Below are 21,191 nucleotides of genomic sequence, written 5' to 3'. Positions count from 1 at the left end.
CGCCGCGCACGCTGCCAGGGGCAGCGCAGATGGTATCACCCGTGGTCCTGGCGCGTGCGGCGCGTGCGGCGCGTGCGGCACGTGCGGCACGTGCGGCGCGGGACGGCTGCACCCGCGGCAGCGGCGGCAGCGGCAGCAGGCACGCGAGCGCGTGCAGCCGCAGGCCGCGGAACAAGCGCGCGAGGCCGCGGCGGAGGATGCGCTGTTCGGCCGCACCGGGCCTTGGACGGGATGGCGGAATAAATCCGACCTGTCAGCCGTTCAATGCATGTACGGGGTTCTCGACGCCCCGCCCGCCTGGCGGAAAATGCGGAAAATCAGGCAGCGCAGCAGGAGGCACATCATGAACGGGCGCAGGCTTTGCCAGATCGCCCTGGCATGCGTGGCAACGGCCGCGATGGGCGGCGGCGGTCCCGCGCTGGCCGCCGGTCACGGCGGCGGCGGTGGCGGCATGCACGGCGGTGGCGGCGGCATGCACGGCGGCGGCTTCCACAACGGCGGCGGCTTCCACCATGACGGTTTTCACCGTGGGCATGCACGTGTGGCCTTCGCGGTGGGCGGCGGCTGGTGGGGCTGGCCCGACTGGGGGTGGTGGGGATATCCGTACGACGGCTGGCCCGACCCTTACGCCTACTCCGGCTACTACGCGCCCGCGGCCCAATACATCGAGAAGGGCGATGATTCGGACCTGGCGTCGGCCAACGCGTGGTGGTACCGCTGCGACCGGCCCGGCGGCTACTATCCCTACGTCAAGGAATGCCCGGGCGGCTGGCAGCCGGTACCGGCCCGGCCGCCGTCGCCGTAGGGCGCGCGGATACCCGGGTAGCGGTGACGAGGCACGGATGACGAGGACCAGATGAAGCGGCGTTCCCTCCCCCTCCTGGTAGCAGCTGCGCTCGCCATGGGCGGCTGCACGAGCATGCCGACCGGCCCCAGCGTGATGGTGCTTCCGGGCAGCCACAAGACGTACGAGCAGTTTCGCGGGGATGACTTGAACTGCCGCCACCTGGCGCTGGACCGCGTCAGTGGTGCGAGCCCGTCTCAAGCCTCCGGCAATGCCAGCGGCACCGGATACTCCGGCTACGATGCGCAGCAAGAGTACGACGCAGCCTACCTGCAATGCATGTATGCCGCCGGACACCGGGTCCCGGCCTACGGGCCGATGCTTGCCGCGCCGCCGGCGCGGCCGCCCGCGAATTACAGGCCCGATTTCCCGCCGCCGGCACCACAAGGACGCACCCCCTGAATGCCCTGGCCAGCGCGAGATGGGAACTGCCACTCCGAGGCCTTGGGTCACTTGACCTGCGACAAGCTGGCAAGGAATGACTTGAGCGCAGGAAGAACGTCTTCAGGGCAGTCTTCCAGCACGGTATGCGAGGCGAAAGGCAGATTCAGCAGGCGCGCCCCTTCGACCTGCTCGACCAGCTCAAAAGCCTGACGGCGGGAAACCAGGAAGTCCTCATCGCCATGAACAACAAGGAGCGGGCAGGCGATCGAGCGCACTGCCGGCCCCGGATAGGCGTTGTCATCGTTCCCGAGCCACATGGCCGCGGTTGCACCGAACAACATCGCAAAATCAGGCGCGGGGTTTTCAGCCTCGTAGTGCTGGACCTGCTGCGGGAACATGCCACGCCACTCGTCCACCGTGATGCCCTGATAGATTGCGCGGGCCGGGTCATCGGCCGGCAGTTGCCAATGCGCGCCAGCCGCCACGACAAAGCGAGGCCGGACGGCACCGGATGCGGCAAGGCGCAATGCCACGATACCGCCGTCGCTGTGGCCGATGATCCCGGCATCTGTCAGGCCAAGCTCGGCCAGAACGGCGGCGGCATCCTGTTCGAGCCGACGGTAGGTGAGAGGGAGGTCGCCCAACGCCGATCGCCCATGCCCACGGCTGTCGATGGCAATCAGCCGATAGTCCGCTGCCAGATGCTTCGCCAATGGCAGGAAGTCGTCTCGGCTTCCCAGGCCGCCATGCAGCAAGATGATCGGCTGCCCGCCCGCCTTGCCTGCTGCCGACACAAACAGGGCGGCATCGCCCGCGATCACTGTCTTACCGATGTTGAACATGCTTTCTCGCTCGAAATCCCATGGATGGAGTTCAGCCCTTTGTCTTCATCCACTTACGCAGGCGGCTGCGCGCGTTGGCATAGGGGGACGCCGTGTTGAACTGGATCATTCTTCCCATCGTCCATTTCCCATACCATGATGTCCCGTAAAGCTCGTGCTCGCTATGGGTCTCGATCTGCAAGACAATGCGATCCTTCGCAGCCACCAAACGGTCCAGGAGTTGCGGCCAGGGGACGATCTCGTGGTCGCGATAGAACTTCTGCGCGAGGCGGCCCAGTTCGTTCCACTTGAAGCCGGTCTCGGGGAAATCGACCGGCTCGCCGGCCGCGTCCTGGTCAAGCCATTTCAAGACCAATTCATTCCAACCGACCAGATAGGCAGCGAGGTTGGCAACGCTCATCTGCGTTCCCTTCGCATGACCTTCCAGGCTGCGTTCATCGACCAGCGACAGCGGCACGGCGCGTAGCTCCTTGATGAGCTTATCGAAGTTTGCATCAATCGCTTTGAGCAATTCGTCCTTGTTCGTGGGAACGGCCATATCTTCTCCTTCGGATCCAGTCGATCAGGGTCTTGATGATGTGAGCGCTGCCGGCTTCGGCGCATGTTCTAAAGCGCTCAGCCCAGCGGATGACGCCAGCCGACGTGGCCGGTCGCGCCAGCATCGGAATCCATTCGAGGTCCGGCCTGGAGGCTGGGCGCGATGCGGGATTCGAGAACGTGGTCAGCCTGGCCATGGCGCCTGGGCGGATCAAGGAACTCGAAGGACGGTTCTTGCCCAAGCTGGACCGCCCGGAGGACGTTCGCCGTTACGAGCACAGCACCAGGCGACAACGTACCAGGAGAGAGCCCAGCCATGCTTGACCCGCGTCATGTCACCAGCCGGCGCATGGAAGTGGGCGCCGGCCTACGACGTGACGTTCTGCGAGGGGTCAGGCGGGTACCAGATGGACGTGATGGGCGAGGCTCCGGCTCTCGACCGGCGGGCCATGCTGAGCCTTGCTGATGAAGCGGAGGTCCAGGCGGATGCTGCCAGCCGGATCATCGACCGACTGTGCGACGTGGCCGGCCAGTTTGCGGCCATGGCTGCAAACCAGCTCCAAGACGATGGCGTGGCGTGATCACGATGGCCCGACGCTGGTGCTTGCGTTGCCTCGCCCGCAACCGGCGCAGAAAAAAGGCCGGCAAGCCTGCCGGCCGAACGTCCCGGCTCGTTGCAAGAGGCCAAGGTCGATATGACGGATCTGCGGCGCGCCCCGACAGCGCGCCGGTGTTGGTCAGCGCGCGCTCAGAAGCGGTGGCGCACGCCGAGCATGGCGCCGGTCTGGTTCTGGCCCGGCAGCGTGTTCTGGGTGCTGGTCAGGCCATAGGCGGCGTTGCCGTGGTTCTTCACGTAGCCCAGCAGCAGGTAGGCGTCGGTGCGCTTGGAGAGCGCGTAGTCGGCGTCCAGCACGAACATCAGCGAGTCCTTGCTGTCGGTGCGCGCATCGGTGTAGTACGCCGCGCCGGTCAGGCTGAAGGCCTGGGTGAACTTGTACGTGGCACCGCCCCAGTACAGGTTGTCGTGGCGCGCGGTGGCGGTGGTGACCTCGTCGCGCAGCCAGCGGTAGCCGGCGAACAGCTTGGCCTGGCCCAGGCTGTACGAAGCGCCGACGGCAGCGCGGCGGGCGCTGGCGCCGGAGGTCGCCACGGTGGTGCCCTGGTACTGGTCGTAGGCCACGCCCACCGACAGCGGGCCGTTGGCGTAGGCCATGCCGCCGCCGAAGTTGGTGCCGACGCGGAAGCTGCCCGGTACTTCGCTGCCGTTGGCGATGGTGCTGTCGCGGCCGGTGCTGTAGAAGGCCGTGGCGGTCAGGCCGCCGAAGGTGCCGGTGTACTTGAGCGCGTTGTCGGCACGGCCGTTGAAGCCGTTGGTGTCGACCGCGTTGAGCGAGTAGCTGTTGCCGACCGCCATCGGGTCATAGTCGCCGAACAGCTGGAACAGCGCGTTCTGCTGGCGGCCGAGGGTGATGGCGCCGTATTCGCTCTGCAGGCCGACATAGGCCTGGCGGCCGAACAGGCGGTTGCCCTGGCCGGAGGTGCCGGTATCGATGTTGAAGCCGCTCTCCAGCACGAAGATGCCCTTCAGGTTACCGCCCAGGTCTTCCACGCCGCGGATGCCCCAGCGCGAGCCGGACAGGCCGCCGGAGGTCACGCCGAACAGGTTGCCGCCCTGGCCGGGGGTGCTTTGGACATGGCTCTGGTAGCTGACGCCGGCATCGGCGATGCCATACAGGGTGACGCTGGAGGAGGCCGACTGGGCTTGGGACGCGGCGGGCACGGCGAGCGTGGCGGCGGCGAACGCGAATGCGATGTTCTTTTTCAACTGGAATCTCGATGTGGTGTTGCCAGGGAGCCTTGCCCGGAGCGCGGCGCGGATGGATCGACGCGCGGGGCCCTGGCATGGCAGGCCGCATCATGGAAAAACCAGATGACAATTCCGTGAAACAGTTACATCAAAACAACAATCTTTGTTCCCGAATAAGAAATGACTGTTCGTGCTGGCGAACAGTCGCGGACAGGCATCTGACACGCCACTTTCCGGACGATTCGAGTGGTTCAAGCGGTACTTACAGCACTGGCGTGCCGGCAGCGCTGCCAGGGTCGCTCCGGTGACGCTCTGGCCGCTCTGTGCCCCTCAGTGCCGCCAGTACTGCCGGCCTCGTCGGGGCCCCACATATAGACAATATTTTCTAGACATTCTTTTCTAGAAAGAATAATCTACATGTATCGAATCCTCCATGCGGCGCCGGCAATCCCGATGCCGCGCCGCACCCGCTCCTGCCATGAACCGCTTCCCCGCCAGCCCCCTCAAACCCACCAGCGCCGAGCTCGACGTACTGCAGACCCTATGGGAAACCGGACCGGCCACGGTCAAGGCGGTGCACCAGGCCATGGCGGCCGATCGGCCCGAGCTGACCTACGCGAACGTCCTGCGGCTAATGCAGATCATGCACGGCAAGGGCCTGCTGGAGCGCGACGAGAGTGAACGCTCGCATGTCTATGCGCCCGCACAGAGCCAGAAGTCGACCCAGGCCAGCCTGCTGAAGGACCTGATCAGCAAGGCCTTCGCCGGCTCCGGCAAGGCCCTCGTGCTGGCCGCGCTGCGCGGCGGTCACGTCAGCCAGCAGGAGCGCGCCGAGATCGAGGACCTGCTGCGCGGGGACGGCAAGTGAGTGGCCCGATGGCCGGCTTCGGCTGGATCGCGGGCGATGTGCTGCTGACCTTCCTGTGGCAGGGCCTGTGCATCCAGGCCGCGGCGGCCTGCCTGCTGTGGTGGATGCGCCCTGCCAGCGCCCGTGCCCGCTATGCGGTACTGTGCGCCGCCCTCGTCCTGTGCGTGGTCGTACCCGTGCTGGACGCGGCCGCCCGACTCGACACCTGGCAGGCATCGGCCGTGCTGCCGGATGGCGCCGCCGGCATCGTCACGCTGCCGGCGACCTGGTCCGGCGTGCTCGCCGGCATGCCGGCCATGGCCACGCCGGCGCTCCCGTGGCGCGCCTGGCTGGCGATGGCGTGGCTGGCGGGCGTGAGCGGGATGACGCTGCGGCTGCTGCTGGGCATGGCCTGGCTGCGGCAGGTGATCCGCTCCAGCCGGCCCTGGACGGATGCGGCATGGACAGCGCGCGTGGAGGCGCTATCGCGGCGGCTGCGCCTGCCGCGCGGCGTCGCGCTGCGCATCGCGCCCGGCCTGTCCAGCCCCGTGACGGCGGGCTGGTGGCGGCCCGTGGTGCTGGTGCCCGCCGGCCTGGTGAGCGGCATGCCGGCCGACCTGCTGGAGGCGCTGCTGGCGCACGAGCTGGCGCATGTCCGTCGCCTCGACTACCTGGTCAACTTCCTGCAGCGCGTGATCGAGGCACTGCTGTTCTTCCACCCTTCGGTGTGGTGGCTGTCGCGCCGCCTGGGCGAGGAGCGCGAGCACATCGCCGACGATATGGCCGCGGCCTGCATCGGCGCGCCGCGCACCCTGGCGCGCGCGCTCGACAGCCTCAGCCGCGGCATGCCGGAGCCAAGCGCCGGCCTCGACCTGGCGCAGCAGGCGCGCGGCGGGGCACTGGCCCAGCGCATCCGCCGCCTGCTGCGCCCGGCGCCGGCGCCCTCGCGTGCCGCGCTGGCGGCCCCCTGGCTTGCCGCGGCGCTGGGGCTGGCCTGCGCCGCCGCATGGACCGTCCCGGCCGCCCCGACCGCGCCGTCCGGCTCCGGCCTGGCCGGCATCGAGGCGCTGGTCAAGGCCAGCGGGGCGGCCCACGTGCTGGTGGTGGATGCCGCCTCGGGGGCCAAGCTGATCGGACGGGCTGAGCATGAGGAAGTCCCGATCGCCTCGCTGACCAAGCTGATGACGGCCATGGTGGTGCTGGATACCGCCCCGGACCTCGCCCGCCCCGTCCGCATCGAGCGGGAGGATGCCGAGGCCACCCGCAACAGCGTGTCGCAACTGCCAGTGGGCGCCAGCGCGACGCTGGGCACGCTGCTGAAGCTGGCGCTGATGTCGTCGGACAACCGGGCCGCCCACGCACTGGCGCGCAGCTATCCCGGCGGTACGCCGGCGTTCGAGCGGTCCTTGCGCGACAAGATGGCACAGCTCGGCCTGATGCACACGACGCTGCGCGAACCGACCGGCCTGTCGCCGGCCAATCGCTCCACGGCTGCCGACATCGAGCGCATCGTGAACGCGGCGGCCGCCTATCCGGAGATCGCGCGCGACAGCACGCGGCCGGCGGAAACCGTCAACATCGAGGGCGGTGCCCTCCACTACCGCAATACCAACCCCTTGGTCGGCCGCCGGGGCTGGGACATCCAACTGTCCAAGACCGGCATGTCGCCCGCGGCGGGCCGCTGCCTGGTCATGCGCGTCCGGGTGCAGGGACGCGACCTGACCCTGGTGCTGCTCAAGGCGCGCCAACAGCCGGCGTAGCCGCGCTGCCTCCTCCCCGGCCGCGCCGGCCCCGGCCCCGGCGCCGGTGCGGCCGTTCCTCCGTGCTCCACCCTTGATCGATTGCCATGAAGCCAAGACTGAACTGGCGCGGGATGTCCCTCGCCCTGATCCTTTGCGGGCCGTGCGCCGTGCCGGCCTCCGCCCTCACCCTCTGCACCGTCGTCGCCGACGCGGTCGACGGCCGCGTGCTGCAGCAGCGGGGCCAATGCGCCGAGCGCTATACGCCGGCATCCACCTTCAAGCTTCCGCTCGCCCTGATGGGCTTCGACGCCGGCATCCTGCAGGACGAACACACGCCCGCATGGCCGTTCCTGCCCGGCTACCCGGCCTGGGGCGGCGAGCCGTGGCGCCAGCCGGTGGACCCGGCCCGCTGGATCCACTACTCCGTGTTCTGGTACTCGCAGCAGCTCGCCGCGCGCCTGGGGCAGGATCGCCTCCAGCAATACACGTCGGCCTTCCAGTACGGCAACCAGGATGTCTCGGGCGAACCCGGCAAGCAGAACGGCACGCAGGGTGCGTGGTTCAATGCCTCGCTGCGCATCTCGCCGCTGGAGCAGATCGCCTTCCTGCGCAAGATCGCCAACCGGCAGCTGCCCGTCAGCGCGCATGCCTACGACATGGCCGAGCGTCTCTTCGCGCAGGAGCAGAGCCCGGACGGATGGCGCGTGTACGGCAAGACCGGGACCGGGTCGCCCGGCTCGGACGGCAGCTATGACCGCGACCATGCCTACGGCTGGTTCGTGGGCTGGGCGGAGAAAGGCGAGCGGAAACTGGTGTTCGCCCGCCTGATCCAGGACGAGCAGGCCACGACGCCGAACGCGGGCGTGCGGGTACGCGACGCCATCCTCCGCGAGTTCCCCGCCCTCGCCGGCACCGGCACCGGCACCGGCACCGGCATCAGCATCAGCAAGAAGGACTGAGACCGCCGTGCATCCCGATCCGCGCAATGGGCGGATCGACATGCTGCGCGGCGTGTCGATCCTGCTGGTGCTGCTCCACCATTTCAATATCGCCTACCCGCTGCAGGACACCGTGCTGGCGGCAACCCTGGGCTGGCCCGCCGTGCGCGCCGTGGCCCGCAACGGCAATTACGGCGTGACGATCTTCTTCGTCATTTCCGGCTTCCTGATCACCACCAATGCCCTCGAGCGCTGGGGCAGCCTGGAGCGGATCCGGCTGCCCGGCTTCTACGCCCTGCGCGCGGCACGCATCCTGCCCGGCCTGTTCCTGGCACTGCTGGCGGTGGACACGCTGGCCCTGGCGGGGGTGCGGATCTTCGACAACCGCGCGGGCGCGCCGGTATCGCTGTGGACCGTCAATCTCGCCGGCGCGACCTTCTGGATGAACGTCCTCATCACGCAGCACGGCTGGATCAACTATCCGCTGGGCGTGCTGTGGTCGCTGTCGGTCGAGGCGGTGTTCTACCTGCTGTTCCCGCTGGCCTGCGTGGGCCTGCGGCGCCCGTCGGTCCGCCTGGCCCTGGCGCTGGCGGCGATCTGCATCGGCCCGTTGTACCGCTACGCCCACGCGGGCGACGAGGGCGGATTCCTGTACGCCTATCCGGCCTGCTTCGACGCCATCGCGATCGGCTGCTGCGCGGCGGTGCTGGCACGGCAGCGGCCGTTCCCCGTGCTGCAGCAGCGCGCCGTCCGCGCGCTGGTCGCGGCCGCGATGGCGGCGCTGTACCTGGCCTGGCCGATCGCGCAAAGCCATGTGCTGGGCGTCAGCGCAATGGCCCTGGCCACAGCCTTGCTGCTGCTGGGAAGCGGCCGCGCCGCGCCCTTGTCGCGGCCGGCCCGGGCACTGGCGGCCTGCGGGCGCCGGAGCTACGAGATCTACCTGTTCCACCTGCTGGTGCTGGGCTCGATGCGCACGCTCATGCCTGCGGCCATGATCGCCGGGGATGCGAAGACGGTCCTGCTGGCTGCCTACCTGGTGCTCTCGGTCGCGGTGGGAGCGTGCGTGGCCTGGTCGTGGTCGGACCCGATCAATGCGGCATGGCGCCGCCGGTGGGTCCGCTACCCGGCCAGCGCGCCATCGGCGGACGGGCGCGGCGGACCATCCGCTGCGAACTGAAGCAGGAGCACGCACAGATTGCGACGGTGCACTTGAGTCGGTAGCGGAGTCATGGGGATCAAACGAGGGCTGACGAGCGCATGCCAGCCGATCCCCCAGCCTCAAGGCAATCGTAGAAGGCAGGATCGCTTGGCATTCGTTTCGTTTGTTGCGTTTTTCGATTGTTTCGTTTAACGTAGATCACTGATCAACGCCCAGGAGTGATGCCGTGACCGCCGCCTATTCGAGAGTAACGCTACCCGTGGAACGGGAAGTGCAGGCTGCCGTGCAAGGTCAACGCGCCTTGGCGGCTTATCTGGCCACCCAGGTCGAGACCCAGCGCATCCAGATCTTCGATGACAAGAATCAAGCTCATCAGGTGGAGCTGCCAACATCGGCGCTCCGCCTGCTGGTGGACATCCTGGCCGAACTGGCCGGCGGCAATGCCGTCAAGGTCGTGCCTGTTCATGCCGAGTTGACCACGCAGGAAGCGGCCGACCTGCTCAACGTCTCCCGGCCGCACCTGGTCAAGTTGCTGGAAGACGGCGCGCTGCCGTTCCATCGGGCTGGCAAGCACCGCCGCGTGCGCTTTTCGGACCTGATGCAGTTCAAGGCCGCGCGCGATCAGGCCAGTGAGCAAGCCATGGCCGAGTTGGCGCATCAAGCCCAGGTGTCTGACATGGGTTACGAATGAGGCATTCGCCATTCACAGCCCTGTATGACGCTTGCGTGCTGTATCCAGCGCCACTGCGCGACTTTCTCATGTGGCTGGGCCTGTCGGGGCGGTTCCGTGCACGGTGGAGTCCGCAGATCCACGACGAATGGAAGCGCAATCTGCTGGCTAACCGCGAAGACCTGACGCGCGAGCAACTGGATCGCACATCGGACCTGATGGATCGCGCTATCCCTGATGCCTTGGTCCTTGACTACGAGGCACTTGCCGTCGAACTACGGTTACCGGACCCAGACGACCGGCACGTACTCGCCGCCGCCATTCGTTGCGGCGCCAGCGTCATCGTCACCTTCAACCGGAAAGACTTTCCGGACGACGCATTGGCACCGTTCGGCATCGAGGCCCGGCACCCCGACGAATTCATCGACAACCTGTTCGACCTGGATGCGGCCGCTGTCGTTGCCGCCGCCCGGCAGCAGCGCGCGCAGCTCAAGCATCCGCCCATGGATGTCGACCGCTACCTCGACGTGCTGCAACGCCAGGGCCTGCTGCAAACCGTCAAGGGCCTGGGCCAATACCGTTCCATCCTGTAGGTCGCGACTCGCGGCAGCGCGAAGGGATCCATGATCGATCCCCGCCGCGAGCCGGCCTGGATATCTTCGTCGGGCAAGAAATGGGCCGCGCTGGACAGCCTGGGCGCGGCCGCCGTGCGCCATGGATGACGACGACTTCCGCACCGTGCACAACGACCTGTACTGAGGCAAGCGCAGCGTGCGCCGCCTCAGCGCTGCGCGTGCAGGCCGAACAGCCCGTGCCAGAAGGACTCGAAGGGGGTGGTGTGCCGCCGGGACTGCGCCTCCGCGCCCGCGGCAGCCGCCGGCGCCTCGCCTTCGGCCCCGGCCTCGTCTTCCGCCCGGGCCTGGGCTTCCGCTGCCGCGGCCTCGGCCCGCCGTGACTCCTGCAAGGCCCACACGCTGTCCGCGATGCGCGCGGCCAGCTCCGCCTCGCAATCCCGGCCCAGCAGCACGCCGAAGATCACGTCGCGGTTGTGGCCGTCGCCGGCAAAGCGCATGGCCAGCGCCACCATGGCCTCGTAGTGCTGCTGCGCGGCGCGCTCGGCCTCGCGTTGCGCCGCGCGCTCCTGTTCCTGTTCGGCCTCGTGCTCGGCCTGCCAGCGCTCCATCTCGCGCGCGTACACCTCGTCGTAGACCTGGCGCTGCACCGGGTCGGACAGAATGGCGTAGGCATCACGGATCTCCTGGAAGGCGGCATGTGCCTCCGCCTCGCGGCCCAGGTTGCGGTCAGGGTGGGACTTCATCGCGGCGCGGCGGTAGGCGCGCTTGATCTCTTCCAGAGAAGCGTGCTCCGGCACGCCGAGGATCGCGTAGAGAGTGGTCATGGTGCGCTGGCGGGTGGGCGGGTGCTGCGATGGACGCCGCTCATCCTAGCATGGGCCGGAACGCTTTTGCTGCAGCGCGGCAGCCCCCCGCAGGCATGGCTTCGGGCGTACCGGTTCGGGTGTACTCTAGGGCTCTTGCCAACCTCGGCCGCCAGCGCGGCCTTCTCCCCTCATCTCCCTATGCAACTCCTCGCCAAGCTGTGGAAAGAGAACAAGGGCCTTGCCGCCTTCCTGTTCCTGATGGTGCTGTTCCGTGGCGCGATCGCCGACTGGAACGTGGTGCCGAGCGGCTCCATGCTGCCGACCCTGCGCATCGGCGACCGCATCCTGGTGGACAAGATGGCCTACGACCTGCGCATCCCGCTCACGCACCAGCGCCTGGCCTACCTGAGCCAGCCGCAGCGGGGCGACATCGTCACCATCGATTCCGCCGCCGCGCACACGCTGCTGGTCAAGCGCATCGTCGGCGTGCCCGGCGATACCGTGGCAATGCGTGACAACGTGCTCTACATCAACGGCGAGCGCGCCTCGTACCAGCCGCTGGACGCCACCGCCGCGAACGTCGCCCCCGATGCCGGCGCCGCCTATTTCACCGAAGCGGTCGGCGGCATGGCGCATACGGTCCGGCTGTCACCGCTGGCCCCGAGCCCGCGCCGCTCGTTCGGGCCGGTGCCGGTCCCGGCCGGCCAGTACCTGATGCTCGGCGACAACCGCGACAACAGCGCCGATTCGCGCTACTACGGCTTCTTCCCCCGCGAGGAAATCATGGGACGGACCCGCCGGGTCGCCTTCTCGCTGGATCCGGAGCACTACTACCTGCCGCGCCTGCAACGCTTCGGGGCGGAACTGGACGGCGCGCGCGGTTGACGGCCACAGCGCGGATGGGCCGGCCTTCGCTTCAGCGGCTGCCGGTCCCCGCCACCACCCTTGCCAGCTGGCCCTGCGCCGTATCCAGCCACGCCTGCTGTCCTGCGGCGATCCGCGCGAAGCCGGCACTGCCCAACGGATGCGCGGCCAGGCGCTGCCAGTAGGCACGTGCCAGCGGCATGCCGTCACCCGCCTGCGCGATACGGCGCGACAGCGTGGGCTGGCTGACGGCCAGCCGCCGGCACAATTCCGCGGCGGGGACGGGGCCGTCGCGCAGGAGATCCTTCAGGAGGTCGGATGCCACAGGCATGAATGACCTGGCATCCACCGTGAATAGATAGTCTCGACACAAGGCACGCCCCCGAACATGCCGCATATGCCACAAAAACACCGGCACGCTGCAACTCGCCTCCACCCGCCCGAAACCGCCTCCCTACCGCCCGAAGGCCGCGAACTTTGACGGCAAGGTGACCATCGAGTAGGCGCAGGACAGGGCAGTGGCATGGCGGTCCTCGGCCACCACCGTGCCACTGCCCCTACCGCCCCGCCAGCCGCTGCAAGGCCTGCGGCGCCACCAGCTCGATCTCGCGGTAGCGGCGCCGTATCCAGCCGGCGGCCTCCCAGGCCTGCAGGTACTTGGCCACCGTCTGGCGCGAGCGGTTGACCATGTCGCCCAGCTCCTCGGCGGAGATATGCACCACGCGCTCGGTGCTGTCCGCCAGTTCAAGCAGCCGCTCGGCCATGCGCGCGTCCACCGGCGCCTGCTGCGCGCTCTCCGCGTGGTCGAAGGCCATGCGCAGCCGCGCGCAGATCTGGCGCACGATCAGCTGCATGCCTTCCGGATGCACGGCCAGGATGCGCTGGAAGTCGTGCCAGCCCAGCGCCACCAGCTCGGTGCTGCCGACCGCGAAGCCGTCATGCGTGCGCGGCTTGCCATCGAGCAGCGAGATCTCGCCGAACCACTGGCCGCGCCCGACCACGGCGTAGACCGCCTCGCGCCCGCCCGCGCTGACGCGGCTCATGCGCGCCCGCCCCGACAGCACCAGGTAGAAGTTGGTCGGCGCATCGCCGCGCGCGAAGATCATCTCGCCATCGGCGTAGCGCTCGCGGCGCGCGGCCTTGGCCACGGCATCGAGCACGCGGGCCGGGGCGTTGCGCAGCCAGCCCGATGCGAGCACGCCGCGCGGCAGAGGCGCCTGCGGCTCCGCCGCCTTGGCCGCCGCCTTGGCCACTGTCCTGCCCCTCGCCCTGGCACCGCCCTTGCCGGCACTTCCTGCCTCTCGCTTCACATCCGTCCCCCCGCCTGATGACACCGAGATTGTCCAGGACTTAACAGACTTTGGCATCGTCCCCGGCGCAGAATGCCTCGACCCCAAAGGAAACGACAAGCCAAGGAGACACGGACATGGCACAGATGCAACGGGTGGAGACGGGCAAGGATTCCGTCAAGCAGCGCGTATCCGACGCGGAGTGGCAGACCCGCGTGGACCTCGCCGCGGCCTACCGGCTGGTGGCGCACTTCGGCTGGGACGACCTGATCTTCACGCATATCTCGGCGCGCGTGCCGGATGCGCCGGACCAGTTCCTGATCAACCCCTACGGCATGCTGTTCGACGAGATCACCGCGTCCAGCCTGGTCAAGGTGGACCACCACGGCGCGCCGGTGCTGGAGACGCCGTATGACGTCAACCCGGCCGGCTTCATCATCCACAGCGCGGTGCACGAGGCGCGCCCGGAGATCGGCTGCGTGATGCATACCCATACCCCGCACGGCGTGGCGGTGTCGGCGCAGAAGGAGGGCCTGCTGGCGATCTCCCAGCAGGCGATGTTCGCGCGCATGGGCCTGGCCTACCACGACTACGAGGGCGTGGCGCTGCGCGAGGACGAGAAGGCGCGGCTGGTGGCCGACCTCGGGCGCGGCAAGCAGATGATCCTGCGCAACCACGGCCTGCTGACCTGCGGGCGCTCGGTGGCCGACGCCTTCCTGACCATGTACACGCTGGAATCGGCCTGCCGCATCCAGATCCTGGCGCAGAGCGGCGGCTCGACCCTGACCACGGTGCCCGAGTCGGCCAGCGCCGACGTCGGCGAGCAGGCCCGCCAGGCCACCAAGGGCAAGGGCTCGGGCCTGGCCTGGCCGGGCCTGCTGCGCCGGCTCGACCGCATCCAGCCGGATTTCCGCAACTGATCCCGCGGCATACGCAGCATACGCGGCATCCCCAGGCAAGCGCGCGAATGCCGCGCAAGCCGAGACGCTCGACGGGCCGGGCCGACGACACGGCCGGCCCCGACAGCAGGCGGCCGCCCCCGGGGGCGGCCGCTCACGCATCGTCAAGACCATCCGAACACGCATCCCCATGGCCATTCTCGTTCACCTGCCCTCCTTCATGGCAACCCCCATCACCGCCGCCCTGCGCGAGGCCGCGCCCGACATTCCGGTCTGGAACGGCCGCGAGAACGCGCCCGCGGACGAGGTCGAGGCCCTGCTGGCCTGGGGCCTGCGGCCCGGCGTGGTGCCCGCCTTTCCCAAGCTGCGCCTGGTGTGCGCGGCAGCAGCCGGCGTCGACAAGCTGCTGGCCGCGCCCGACCTGCCGGCCGCCCTGCCGGTCACGCGCGTGGTCGACCCCGGCCAGCAGACCGGCATCGCCCATTACGTGCTGGCCACCGCGCTGCGCCACGCCCGCGCGCTGGGCACCTATGCCGAGCAGCAGCGGCGCGGCGAATGGCGACGCCATCCGGGCCGGCCGCTGTCGCGCTGCCGCGTGGGGGTGCTGGGACTGGGCGAGATCGGCAGCGCGGTGGCACGCACCTTCGCCGCCATCGGCTTCCCGGTGGCAGGCTGGAGCCGCGGCGGCAAGGGCCTGCCCGGCGTGGCGGACTTCACCGGCGACGACGGCCTGGCCGCGCTGCTGGCGCAGAGCGACATCCTCGTCTGCACGCTGCCGCTGACGCCGCAGACACACGGCCTGCTGAACCGGCGCACGCTGTCGATGCTGCCGGCCGGCGCCTACTTCATCAACGTGGGCCGCGGCGAACACGTGGTCGAGCCCGACCTGCTCGCCCTGCTCGACGCCGGCCACCTCGCCGGCGCGGCGCTCGATGTCTTCTCCAAGGAGCCGGTCGAAGCGGGCGACCCGGTGTGGAACCATCCTCGCATCGAAGCCACGCCGCATATCGCCTGCGATCCCTCATACGAGCTGGTGGCACAGCAATGCGTCGAGAACCTGCGCCGCGCGCGCGCCGGCCAGCCGCTGCTGAACCTGGTGGACCGGGCGGCGGGGTATTGAGGCAGGGCGGATGGCGCAATGCAGGCGCAATGCAGGCTCCCGAGCGCGCCGGTTGCCTCCCCGCTCCAGACCGACGGCCTCGTCCAGTGCGACGCCGTCCGCATCACGCCGGCCCGCTCCCCTCTCCCGCCCGCGGGAGAGGGGCCGGGGGAGAGGGCAGGCGCCGGCTGAACGTGGCGGCGTGGATCGCACTGATGGCTTCGATTCCGTGCTCGTCCGTGCTCGTCGGCTGGACCACGCCGACGGCTTCGATTCCGTGCTTGCGTGCTGGATCACACCAGCGGCTTCGATTCCGTGCTTGCGTGCTGGATCACACCAGCGGCTTCGATTCCGTGCTTGCGTGCTGGATCACACCGGCGGCTTCGTTGGGCGTGGCGCCTTGCTAAACCACCCCTCTCCCCCGTCCTCTCCCCGCGCGGGGAGAGGGAGCCAAGACCTCGTGCTTGGCGATTGGTGTTGGCGCACCAGTCGGCTTCGGCAAGCGCATCGTGCCGTCCCGCGCAGCACCTCTGCGAAGCGCTGCACCTGCAGCAGCGCCGCCACCGCCGGCAGCGCCAGGTAGTTGGGCAGCACGCCGAGCCGCAGCTCGCCCAGCAGGCCGGCGGCACTGCGCTGCGCGCGCTCGCGGCTGGCCTGCAGCCCGGCCAGCAGTTGCCTGGCATCGCGCAGGAAACCGGTGCCGGCGGCGGTCAGCTCCACGCCCTTGGGCAAGCGCCGCAGCAGCGGCGTGCCGATGGCCTCTTCCAGTTCCTGGATCTGGCGTGACAGCGCCGGCTGCACGATTCCGACCGATCGGGCGCCGGCCACCACGCTGCCGGCCTCGGCCACGGCAATGAAGTAGCGCAGGTGGCGCAGCTCGATGCGGCGCAGGTCGGCTGCCCCGCTGCCGCCCTGCGCACGCTCCGTTCTGGCGATGTCCGACACGGTGCGGCGTCAGCCCGGCGCGCCGAGACCCAGCACGTCCTGCATGTCGTATTCGCCCGGTTGCCGGTGCACCACCCAGCGCGCCGCGGCGAGCGCGCCGCGCGCGAACATGCTGCGGTCGCGCGCGGAATGGGACAGCGTCAGGATCTCGTCTTCCGCGGCGAACATCACGCTGTGCTCGCCGACGATGCCGCCGGCGCGCAGCACGGCAAAGCCGATCTCGCCCGGCGGGCGGGCGCCGGTGATGCCGTCGCGCCCCCGCTGCGCCACCGCCTCGAGCGCCACGCCCCGCCCCTGCGCGGCGGCTTCGCCCAGCATCAGCGCGGTGCCCGACGGCGCGTCGACCTTGCGCCGGTGGTGCGCCTCGACGATCTCGATGTCCCACTCCTGCTGCGGCAAGGCCTTCGCCACGCGCGCCACCATGCCCAGCAGCAGGTTGAGGCCCAGCGAGAAGTTGCCCGAGCGCACGATGGGGATATACCGCGCGGCGGCGGCGATGGCCGCCAGGTCCTCGTCCTCGAAGCCCGTCGAGCCGATCACCAGGGCCGGCCCCCCACGCGCGGCGCAGGCGGACGCCAGGGCGGCGGACGCCGCGCCGCTGGTGAAATCGATCACCACGTCGGCCTGCGCCAGCGCGGCCGCCAGCTCGACCTGGCCGTCGGCCGCCGCGCTGCCCGCGCGCGCGATGCGGGCCACCACCGCCAGCGTCGGGTCCTGCCCCGCCAGCTCGATCACGGCCCGGCCCATATGGCCCCGCGCTCCGGCGATAGCGATGCGGATAGGTGTAGTCATGCCTGTGTTCCTCATGGATGCCTGGTGGCCGGGGGAGCCATACCGGATGCCACCGGCTGGCCTCCTCTGCCATACCTTTCAAGCATAGCAAAGCGTACTCGATAGCATTGGAGTGGATCGGCGGCGCCACGGTGACGGCGCGGCGGTTGCAGGAGCTGGGCGCGCGCCCACACTGCTGGCGTACCTCCCCGTGCGGGGTGTGCGCCGCGCGAAGATACCCTGCAGACGTCTAGACCAATCCGCGCATTGATCCATCTTCCCTGCGGCACGTGCCGATGCTTAAATGGGCGCCTCCCGATCACCGCCCCGTGCCGCCATGAGCGATCCGCGCAGCGCCACCTTCTCCGGCGATTCCGGCCTTCCCGCAGCCTCGGCGCGCCGCCGCGCGCTGGTCGCCGCCTGCACCGCCCACGCTGTCCATGACGGCCTGACCGACCTCATCTACGTGCTGCTGCCGATCTGGCAGTCGCAGTTCGGCATCAGCTACGCGCTGGTCGGACTGCTGCGCGGCTCGTACTCCGGCATGATGGCCGGCTTCCAGTTGCTGGCCAGCCGCGCGGCGCGGCGCTGGGGCCGCGAACGCCTGCTGGTGGGCGGCACGGCGCTGGCCGGCCTGGCCTATCTCGTGGCCGGGCAGGCCGGCGGCGTGGCGGTGCTGCTGGGCGCGCTGCTGCTGGGCGGGCTGGGCGCCAGCACCCAGCATCCGCTGGCGTCGTCGCTGGTGACCGAGGCGCATGAGGCGGGCGGCGGCGTGAAGGAGGCGCTGTCGCAGTACAACTTCGCCGGCGACATCGGCAAGACCCTGATCCCCGGCGCGGTGGGCCTGCTGCTGGCGGTGGCGAGCTGGCGCGCCAGCGTGACCCTGATGGGCCTGCTGGGCCTGGCCGCCGCCGCGCTGCTGTGGTGGCTGATCCCGGCGCGCGCCGGCGCCGTCGGCCCGGGCAAGGCCGCCAAGGCCACCGCGGGCGAGGGCTCGGCGAGCGGCCTGCGCGCGCTGCTGCTGACCGGCACGCTGGACAGCGCGGTACGCATGGGCTTCCTCACCTTCCTGCCCTTCCTGCTCAAGGGCAAGGGCGCGGGTACCGCCGGCATCGGCCTCGCGCTGTCGCTGCTGTTCGTCGGCGGCGCCTTCGGCAAGCTGTTCTGCGGCTACCTGGGCGCGCGCATCGGCATGATGAAGACGGTCTGGATCACCGAGTCCGGCACCTCGCTGCTGATCCTGGCGGCGGTGTGGCTGCCGCTGCCCGCCATGATGGCGATGCTGCCGCTGCTCGGGCTGGCCCTGAACGGCACCTCCTCGGTGCTGTACGGCGCGGTGCCGGAACTGGCCGGCGCCGGCAGGCGCGACCACGCCTTCGCGCTGTTCTACACCGGCACCATCGGCGGCGGCGCGCTGTCGCCGGTGCTGTTCGGCCGCCTCGGCGACGTGGCCGGCATGACCGCCGCCGTGGTCACGCTGGCGGTGATGCTGCTGCTCACCTTGCCGCTGTCGTGGCAGGTGCAGAAGGGGCTGCAGCGCTGAGGGCGGGCTGCGTCAGCCGCCGGTGAAACGCGGCGGCCGCCGTGCCACGAAGGCCTGCACCCCTTCGCGCGCATCGGCGCTGCCGGCCCGTTCGCGCAGCAGGGCATGCTCCAGGTCCAGGTGGGCCTGCAGGCTGCGCCCGGGCAATCCGCCGCACAAGGTCTTGATGGCGGCCAGCGAGCCCGGCGCCGCCTGCGCCAGCCGCACCGCCAGATCTTCCGCCGCCCGGGGCAGTGCCGCGTCCGCGTAGAGCGCGTCGACCACACCGTGCGCCAGGCAGCCTTGCGCGTCGATCGCCTCGCTCAGCATCAGCCATTGCTGGGCCCGTACCGCGCCGATGCGGCGCGCCAGGAACCAGGACGCGCCGAGGTCGGGCGACAGGCCGATGGCGGCATAGCCGGTGCGCAGTTTCATCGACTGCGCCGCCAGCACGAAGTCCGCGCACAGCGCCAGCCCGATGCCGGCGCCGCCGATCGGGCCGTTCAGCGCCGCGACCACCGGCAGCGGCGCCGTCGCCAGGCGGTGCAGCGCCGGGTGCAGCGGCGCCAGGATGTCGTCGACCAGGCCTGCCAGGCCGTCGCCCGCCGCGGCGAACTCGTCGATGTCGCCGCCCGCGCAGAAGATGCGCCCCTCGGCCGCCAGCAGCACCACGCGCGGCCGCGCCGCCAGCACCGCGTCGATGGCGCGCACCAGCGCCCGGCTGGCGCCGCGCGAGATGGCATTGGCGCGCTCCGGCCGCTTCAGCACGATGCGCCCGACCGGCCCGTCCACGCCCCAGGCGATCCCCTCTTCCTGTTCCATCGTTTCCTCCTTCTCCTCCCGTTGGTCCCCTTGGTCCTTGCCCGCGGCTCAGATGCCGGTCAGGCCGCCGCTGCACACCAGCGTCTGCCCGCTGACGTAATCCGACTCCGGGATGCACAGCAGGTAGACCGCTCCGGCGGCCTCCTCCGGTGTGCCGCCGCGGCCGAGCGGGATGCCCCGCTCCATGGCCGCCAGCAGGTCCGGGTTCACGCCGACCTTGATGTCGCGACCCTCGATGCGGGCGGTCGAGTCCTGCGCCGCGCTGCCGGTCAGCCGGGTCTGGATCAGGCCGAAGGCGACGCAATTGACGGTGACCTGCATGCGTCCCCACTCCTTGGCCAGCGTCTGCGTCATGCCGACGATGCCGGCCTTGGCGGCGGAGTAGTTGGCCTGGCCGGCATTGCCGAACAGCCCGGCCACCGACGAGATGTTGACGACCTTGCGCACCACGCGCCGGCCGGCCTCCGCCTCGGCCCTCGACAGGCCGCGGATCACCGGCTGGGCGGCGCGCAGGATGCGGAACGGCGCGGTCAGGTGGCAGTCGAGCATGGCATGCCACTGCTCGTCCGTCATCTTCTGGATCACGTTGTCCCAGGTATAGCCGGCATTGTTGACGAGGATGTCCAGGCCCTGGTATTCGGCCATCGCGGTGCCGACGAAGCGCTCGGCGAAATCCGGCGCGGTGACGCTGCCGAGGCAGGCCACCGCCTCGCCGCCGGCGGCGCGGATGGCCTGCACGGTGTCCTCGGCGGGGGCGGCGTCGAGGTCGTTGATGACCAGGCGTGCGCCTTCGCCGGCCAGCTTGAGCGCGATGGCGCGGCCGATGCCGCGGCCGGAGCCGGTGACGAGGGCAACCTTGCCTTCGAGTCTGCGGGTCATGATGGCGTCTCCTTTGCTATGTCTGTGTGATCTGTGCGGTCTCTGTGCGATCGGCTCGCCCGCGCCGGTCAGGGCAGCGCCACCAGCGCTTCGCCGGCGATCTTGACCTGCCCGAACTGGTTGGTGCTGCGCACCTCGACGCGCACGCAGCGCTCGCCGCCGCGTTCGAGCTTCTCCAGCACCCGGCCGCTGCATTGCACCGCATTGCCGAGATGGGTGATGCCCTGGAAGCGCGCGTCGAAGCGGCGCAGCCGTGCCTGCGGCGCCCAGGCGGTCAGCAGGCGGCCCAGCCAGGCCATGCCCAGCATGCCGTGCGCGAACACGTCCGGCATGCCGGCCCGGCGCGCGTAGTCGAGGTCGATGTGGATCGGGTGGTGATCGCCGGAGGCGCCGGCGAACAGGGCCAGCATGCGGCGGTCCACCGCCGGCAGGTGCAGGGGCGGCAGCGCGTCGCCGACCTGGACCGAAGCGAATTCAGGGCTTGCCATGGGGATTCCTCCGCGCCGCTCAGTGGCGCACGACGGTGAGCGAGCGCAGGCGCGCCACCGCTTCGCCGCGCTGGTTGACGACGTCGGACGCGACTTCGATGAACTCCAGCGCGCCGCCTTTCTTCTCATAGATGTCCTGGATGCGCGAACGCACCGTCACGGTATCGCCGGCCACCACCGGAGCCAGGTACTCGAAGCCCTGCTCCGCATGCAGGACCTTGGCGTGCGGCACGCCAAGCCGGTCCAGCATGCCGAACATGGCACCCGAGTCCAGCTCGGCCGCGAACAGGAAGGTCGGCGGCGCGGGCAGGTCGGCATAGCCGGCGGCGCGCGCGGCCGCCTCGTCGCTGTAGATGGGATCGGTCTCGCCGATCGCCTTGGCGAAGAAGCGCACGCGGCCCCGCTCGACCGTCAGCACCGAGGCGCCGAGTTCATGGCCGATCCATTGCTTGTCGATCATGG

24 protein-coding genes and 1 pseudogene are annotated in these 21,191 nt (G+C 69.8%); 13 read left to right on the top strand and 12 right to left on the bottom strand.

What is annotated here, in order from left to right:
* The first annotated feature begins 343 nt into the window (after positions 1–343).
* Positions 344–805: a hypothetical protein gene (locus BKK79_RS26785; protein ID WP_071039293.1), complete on the top strand. Its 462-nt coding sequence runs from the start codon at positions 344–346 to the stop codon at positions 803–805.
* Between the two features lie 51 nt (positions 806–856).
* A complete protein-coding gene (locus BKK79_RS26780; RefSeq protein ID WP_071017147.1) occupies positions 857–1,246 on the top strand; it encodes a glycine zipper family protein in 390 nt (129 codons plus the stop codon).
* A gap of 47 nt (positions 1,247–1,293) precedes the next feature.
* Here BKK79_RS26780 and BKK79_RS26775 read toward each other — a convergent pair whose 3' ends face one another.
* On the bottom strand, positions 1,294–2,070 hold the full coding sequence (locus BKK79_RS26775) for an alpha/beta fold hydrolase (RefSeq protein WP_071039292.1): 777 nt from the start codon (positions 2,068–2,070) through the stop codon (positions 1,294–1,296).
* Between the two features lie 31 nt (positions 2,071–2,101).
* Complete coding sequence (locus BKK79_RS26770) at positions 2,102–2,608, bottom strand: ClbS/DfsB family four-helix bundle protein (protein ID WP_071017151.1); 507 nt, start codon at positions 2,606–2,608, stop codon at positions 2,102–2,104.
* Between the two features lie 319 nt (positions 2,609–2,927).
* On the opposite strand from BKK79_RS26770, the gene BKK79_RS42350 reads away from it, so the two are divergent.
* Entirely contained in the window at positions 2,928–3,188 is a 261-nt protein-coding gene (locus tag BKK79_RS42350; RefSeq protein ID WP_198173402.1) for a hypothetical protein, read from the top strand.
* A 167-nt stretch (positions 3,189–3,355) separates the two neighbouring features.
* On the opposite strand, the gene BKK79_RS26760 is transcribed toward BKK79_RS42350, so the two are convergent.
* Positions 3,356–4,432 carry a porin gene (locus tag BKK79_RS26760; RefSeq protein WP_071017157.1) on the bottom strand — a complete coding sequence of 359 codons (1,077 nt, stop codon included), beginning with the start codon at positions 4,430–4,432 and terminating at the stop codon, positions 3,356–3,358.
* Between the two features lie 460 nt (positions 4,433–4,892).
* Between BKK79_RS26760 and BKK79_RS26755 the strand changes: the two genes are divergently transcribed.
* The 6 genes from BKK79_RS26755 (at position 4,893) to BKK79_RS26730 (ending at position 10,363) form a co-directional block, all read left to right on the top strand.
* Complete coding sequence (locus BKK79_RS26755) at positions 4,893–5,282, top strand: BlaI/MecI/CopY family transcriptional regulator (protein ID WP_071017158.1); 390 nt, start codon at positions 4,893–4,895, stop codon at positions 5,280–5,282.
* Positions 5,279–7,021 (top strand): M56 family metallopeptidase, encoded by a 1,743-nt coding sequence (locus BKK79_RS26750; protein WP_157128522.1) that lies wholly within the window; start codon positions 5,279–5,281, stop codon positions 7,019–7,021. Before BKK79_RS26755 ends, BKK79_RS26750 begins: the two co-directional genes overlap by 4 nt.
* A gap of 86 nt (positions 7,022–7,107) precedes the next feature.
* Complete coding sequence (blaOXA, locus tag BKK79_RS26745; RefSeq protein WP_071039289.1) at positions 7,108–7,962, top strand: class D beta-lactamase; 855 nt, start codon at positions 7,108–7,110, stop codon at positions 7,960–7,962.
* A 7-nt stretch (positions 7,963–7,969) separates the two neighbouring features.
* Entirely contained in the window at positions 7,970–9,118 is a 1,149-nt protein-coding gene (locus tag BKK79_RS26740; RefSeq protein WP_157128521.1) for an acyltransferase family protein, read from the top strand.
* A 208-nt stretch (positions 9,119–9,326) separates the two neighbouring features.
* Positions 9,327–9,791 (top strand): helix-turn-helix domain-containing protein, encoded by a 465-nt coding sequence (locus BKK79_RS26735; protein WP_071017164.1) that lies wholly within the window; start codon positions 9,327–9,329, stop codon positions 9,789–9,791.
* Positions 9,788–10,363, top strand: coding sequence for a PIN domain-containing protein (locus tag BKK79_RS26730; RefSeq protein ID WP_071039288.1), 576 nt, complete (start codon positions 9,788–9,790; stop codon positions 10,361–10,363). The genes BKK79_RS26735 and BKK79_RS26730 overlap by 4 nt, the downstream gene beginning before the upstream one ends.
* A 188-nt stretch (positions 10,364–10,551) precedes the next feature.
* Here the strand turns inward: BKK79_RS26730 and BKK79_RS26725 are convergent, their stop codons facing one another.
* Positions 10,552–11,169 carry a J domain-containing protein gene (locus BKK79_RS26725; RefSeq protein ID WP_071039287.1) on the bottom strand — a complete coding sequence of 206 codons (618 nt, stop codon included), beginning with the start codon at positions 11,167–11,169 and terminating at the stop codon, positions 10,552–10,554.
* 180 nt (positions 11,170–11,349) lie between these two features.
* Here BKK79_RS26725 and lepB point away from each other — a divergent pair, with 180 nt between their 5' ends.
* On the top strand, positions 11,350–12,036 hold the full coding sequence (lepB, locus tag BKK79_RS26720) for a signal peptidase I (protein WP_071039286.1): 687 nt from the start codon (positions 11,350–11,352) through the stop codon (positions 12,034–12,036).
* A 31-nt stretch (positions 12,037–12,067) separates the two neighbouring features.
* On the opposite strand, the gene BKK79_RS26715 is transcribed toward lepB, so the two are convergent.
* Both BKK79_RS26715 and BKK79_RS26710 read right to left on the bottom strand, forming a co-directional pair.
* Positions 12,068–12,340, bottom strand: coding sequence for a hypothetical protein (locus tag BKK79_RS26715; protein WP_157128520.1), 273 nt, complete (start codon positions 12,338–12,340; stop codon positions 12,068–12,070).
* 232 nt (positions 12,341–12,572) lie between these two features.
* Positions 12,573–13,268, bottom strand: a complete 696-nt coding sequence (locus BKK79_RS26710; protein WP_071017180.1) for a Crp/Fnr family transcriptional regulator — start codon at positions 13,266–13,268, stop codon at positions 12,573–12,575.
* 173 nt (positions 13,269–13,441) lie between these two features.
* Here BKK79_RS26710 and BKK79_RS26705 point away from each other — a divergent pair, with 173 nt between their 5' ends.
* Positions 13,442–14,224: a class II aldolase/adducin family protein gene (locus BKK79_RS26705; protein WP_071017182.1), complete on the top strand. Its 783-nt coding sequence runs from the start codon at positions 13,442–13,444 to the stop codon at positions 14,222–14,224.
* 169 nt (positions 14,225–14,393) lie between these two features.
* Positions 14,394–15,323: a 2-hydroxyacid dehydrogenase gene (locus tag BKK79_RS26700; RefSeq protein WP_071039284.1), complete on the top strand. Its 930-nt coding sequence runs from the start codon at positions 14,394–14,396 to the stop codon at positions 15,321–15,323.
* 510 nt (positions 15,324–15,833) lie between these two features.
* On the opposite strand, the pseudogene BKK79_RS26695 reads toward BKK79_RS26700, so the two are convergent.
* Positions 15,834–16,193: pseudogene (locus tag BKK79_RS26695) on the bottom strand (LysR family transcriptional regulator); the annotation flags it as partial.
* A 63-nt stretch (positions 16,194–16,256) separates the two neighbouring features.
* Positions 16,257–17,039, bottom strand: coding sequence for a 4-hydroxy-tetrahydrodipicolinate reductase (dapB, locus tag BKK79_RS26690; protein ID WP_071039283.1), 783 nt, complete (start codon positions 17,037–17,039; stop codon positions 16,257–16,259).
* 316 nt (positions 17,040–17,355) lie between these two features.
* On the opposite strand from dapB, the gene BKK79_RS26685 reads away from it, so the two are divergent.
* Complete coding sequence (locus BKK79_RS26685) at positions 17,356–18,561, top strand: MFS transporter (RefSeq protein ID WP_071039282.1); 1,206 nt, start codon at positions 17,356–17,358, stop codon at positions 18,559–18,561.
* A 12-nt stretch (positions 18,562–18,573) separates the two neighbouring features.
* On the opposite strand, the gene BKK79_RS26680 is transcribed toward BKK79_RS26685, so the two are convergent.
* The 4 genes from BKK79_RS26680 to BKK79_RS26665 all read right to left on the bottom strand — a co-directional run bounded on the left by BKK79_RS26680 (position 18,574) and on the right by BKK79_RS26665 (position 21,189).
* The gene (locus BKK79_RS26680; RefSeq protein ID WP_071039281.1) at positions 18,574–19,362 is read right to left on the bottom strand and encodes an enoyl-CoA hydratase/isomerase family protein; all 789 of its coding nucleotides are present in this window, start codon (positions 19,360–19,362) and stop codon (positions 18,574–18,576) included.
* 48 nt (positions 19,363–19,410) lie between these two features.
* Positions 19,411–20,241, bottom strand: coding sequence for an SDR family NAD(P)-dependent oxidoreductase (locus tag BKK79_RS26675; RefSeq protein WP_071039280.1), 831 nt, complete (start codon positions 20,239–20,241; stop codon positions 19,411–19,413).
* A gap of 68 nt (positions 20,242–20,309) precedes the next feature.
* Positions 20,310–20,729, bottom strand: a complete 420-nt coding sequence (locus BKK79_RS26670; RefSeq protein WP_071017193.1) for a MaoC family dehydratase — start codon at positions 20,727–20,729, stop codon at positions 20,310–20,312.
* 19 nt (positions 20,730–20,748) lie between these two features.
* Positions 20,749–21,189, bottom strand: a complete 441-nt coding sequence (locus BKK79_RS26665) for a MaoC family dehydratase N-terminal domain-containing protein (RefSeq protein ID WP_071017195.1) — start codon at positions 21,187–21,189, stop codon at positions 20,749–20,751.
* Positions 21,190–21,191: the final 2 nt, after the last annotated feature.

The organism is Cupriavidus sp. USMAA2-4 (assembly GCF_001854305.1).
GTDB classification, from domain to species: Bacteria; Pseudomonadota; Gammaproteobacteria; order Burkholderiales; family Burkholderiaceae; genus Cupriavidus; species Cupriavidus malaysiensis.
The sequence above is the reverse complement of the archived record's forward strand: the minus strand, read 5'-3'. Positions and strand labels throughout refer to the sequence as shown.

Coding starts and splice junctions, on each gene's coding strand:
- BKK79_RS26785 (WP_071039293.1), top strand. CDS start 344: ATGAACGGGCGCAGGCTTTGCCAGATCGCCCTGGCATGCGTGGCAACG.
- BKK79_RS26780 (WP_071017147.1), top strand. CDS start 857: ATGAAGCGGCGTTCCCTCCCCCTCCTGGTAGCAGCTGCGCTCGCCATG.
- BKK79_RS26775 (WP_071039292.1), bottom strand. CDS start 2,070: ATGTTCAACATCGGTAAGACAGTGATCGCGGGCGATGCCGCCCTGTTT.
- BKK79_RS26770 (WP_071017151.1), bottom strand. CDS start 2,608: ATGGCCGTTCCCACGAACAAGGACGAATTGCTCAAAGCGATTGATGCA.
- BKK79_RS26755 (WP_071017158.1), top strand. CDS start 4,893: ATGAACCGCTTCCCCGCCAGCCCCCTCAAACCCACCAGCGCCGAGCTC.
- blaOXA (WP_071039289.1), top strand. CDS start 7,108: ATGAAGCCAAGACTGAACTGGCGCGGGATGTCCCTCGCCCTGATCCTT.
- BKK79_RS26730 (WP_071039288.1), top strand. CDS start 9,788: ATGAGGCATTCGCCATTCACAGCCCTGTATGACGCTTGCGTGCTGTAT.
- BKK79_RS26725 (WP_071039287.1), bottom strand. CDS start 11,169: ATGACCACTCTCTACGCGATCCTCGGCGTGCCGGAGCACGCTTCTCTG.
- lepB (WP_071039286.1), top strand. CDS start 11,350: ATGCAACTCCTCGCCAAGCTGTGGAAAGAGAACAAGGGCCTTGCCGCC.
- BKK79_RS26705 (WP_071017182.1), top strand. CDS start 13,442: ATGGCACAGATGCAACGGGTGGAGACGGGCAAGGATTCCGTCAAGCAG.
- BKK79_RS26700 (WP_071039284.1), top strand. CDS start 14,394: ATGGCCATTCTCGTTCACCTGCCCTCCTTCATGGCAACCCCCATCACC.
- dapB (WP_071039283.1), bottom strand. CDS start 17,039: ATGACTACACCTATCCGCATCGCTATCGCCGGAGCGCGGGGCCATATG.
- BKK79_RS26685 (WP_071039282.1), top strand. CDS start 17,356: ATGAGCGATCCGCGCAGCGCCACCTTCTCCGGCGATTCCGGCCTTCCC.
- BKK79_RS26680 (WP_071039281.1), bottom strand. CDS start 19,362: ATGGAACAGGAAGAGGGGATCGCCTGGGGCGTGGACGGGCCGGTCGGG.
- BKK79_RS26675 (WP_071039280.1), bottom strand. CDS start 20,241: ATGACCCGCAGACTCGAAGGCAAGGTTGCCCTCGTCACCGGCTCCGGC.
- BKK79_RS26670 (WP_071017193.1), bottom strand. CDS start 20,729: ATGGCAAGCCCTGAATTCGCTTCGGTCCAGGTCGGCGACGCGCTGCCG.
- BKK79_RS26665 (WP_071017195.1), bottom strand. CDS start 21,189: ATGATCGACAAGCAATGGATCGGCCATGAACTCGGCGCCTCGGTGCTG.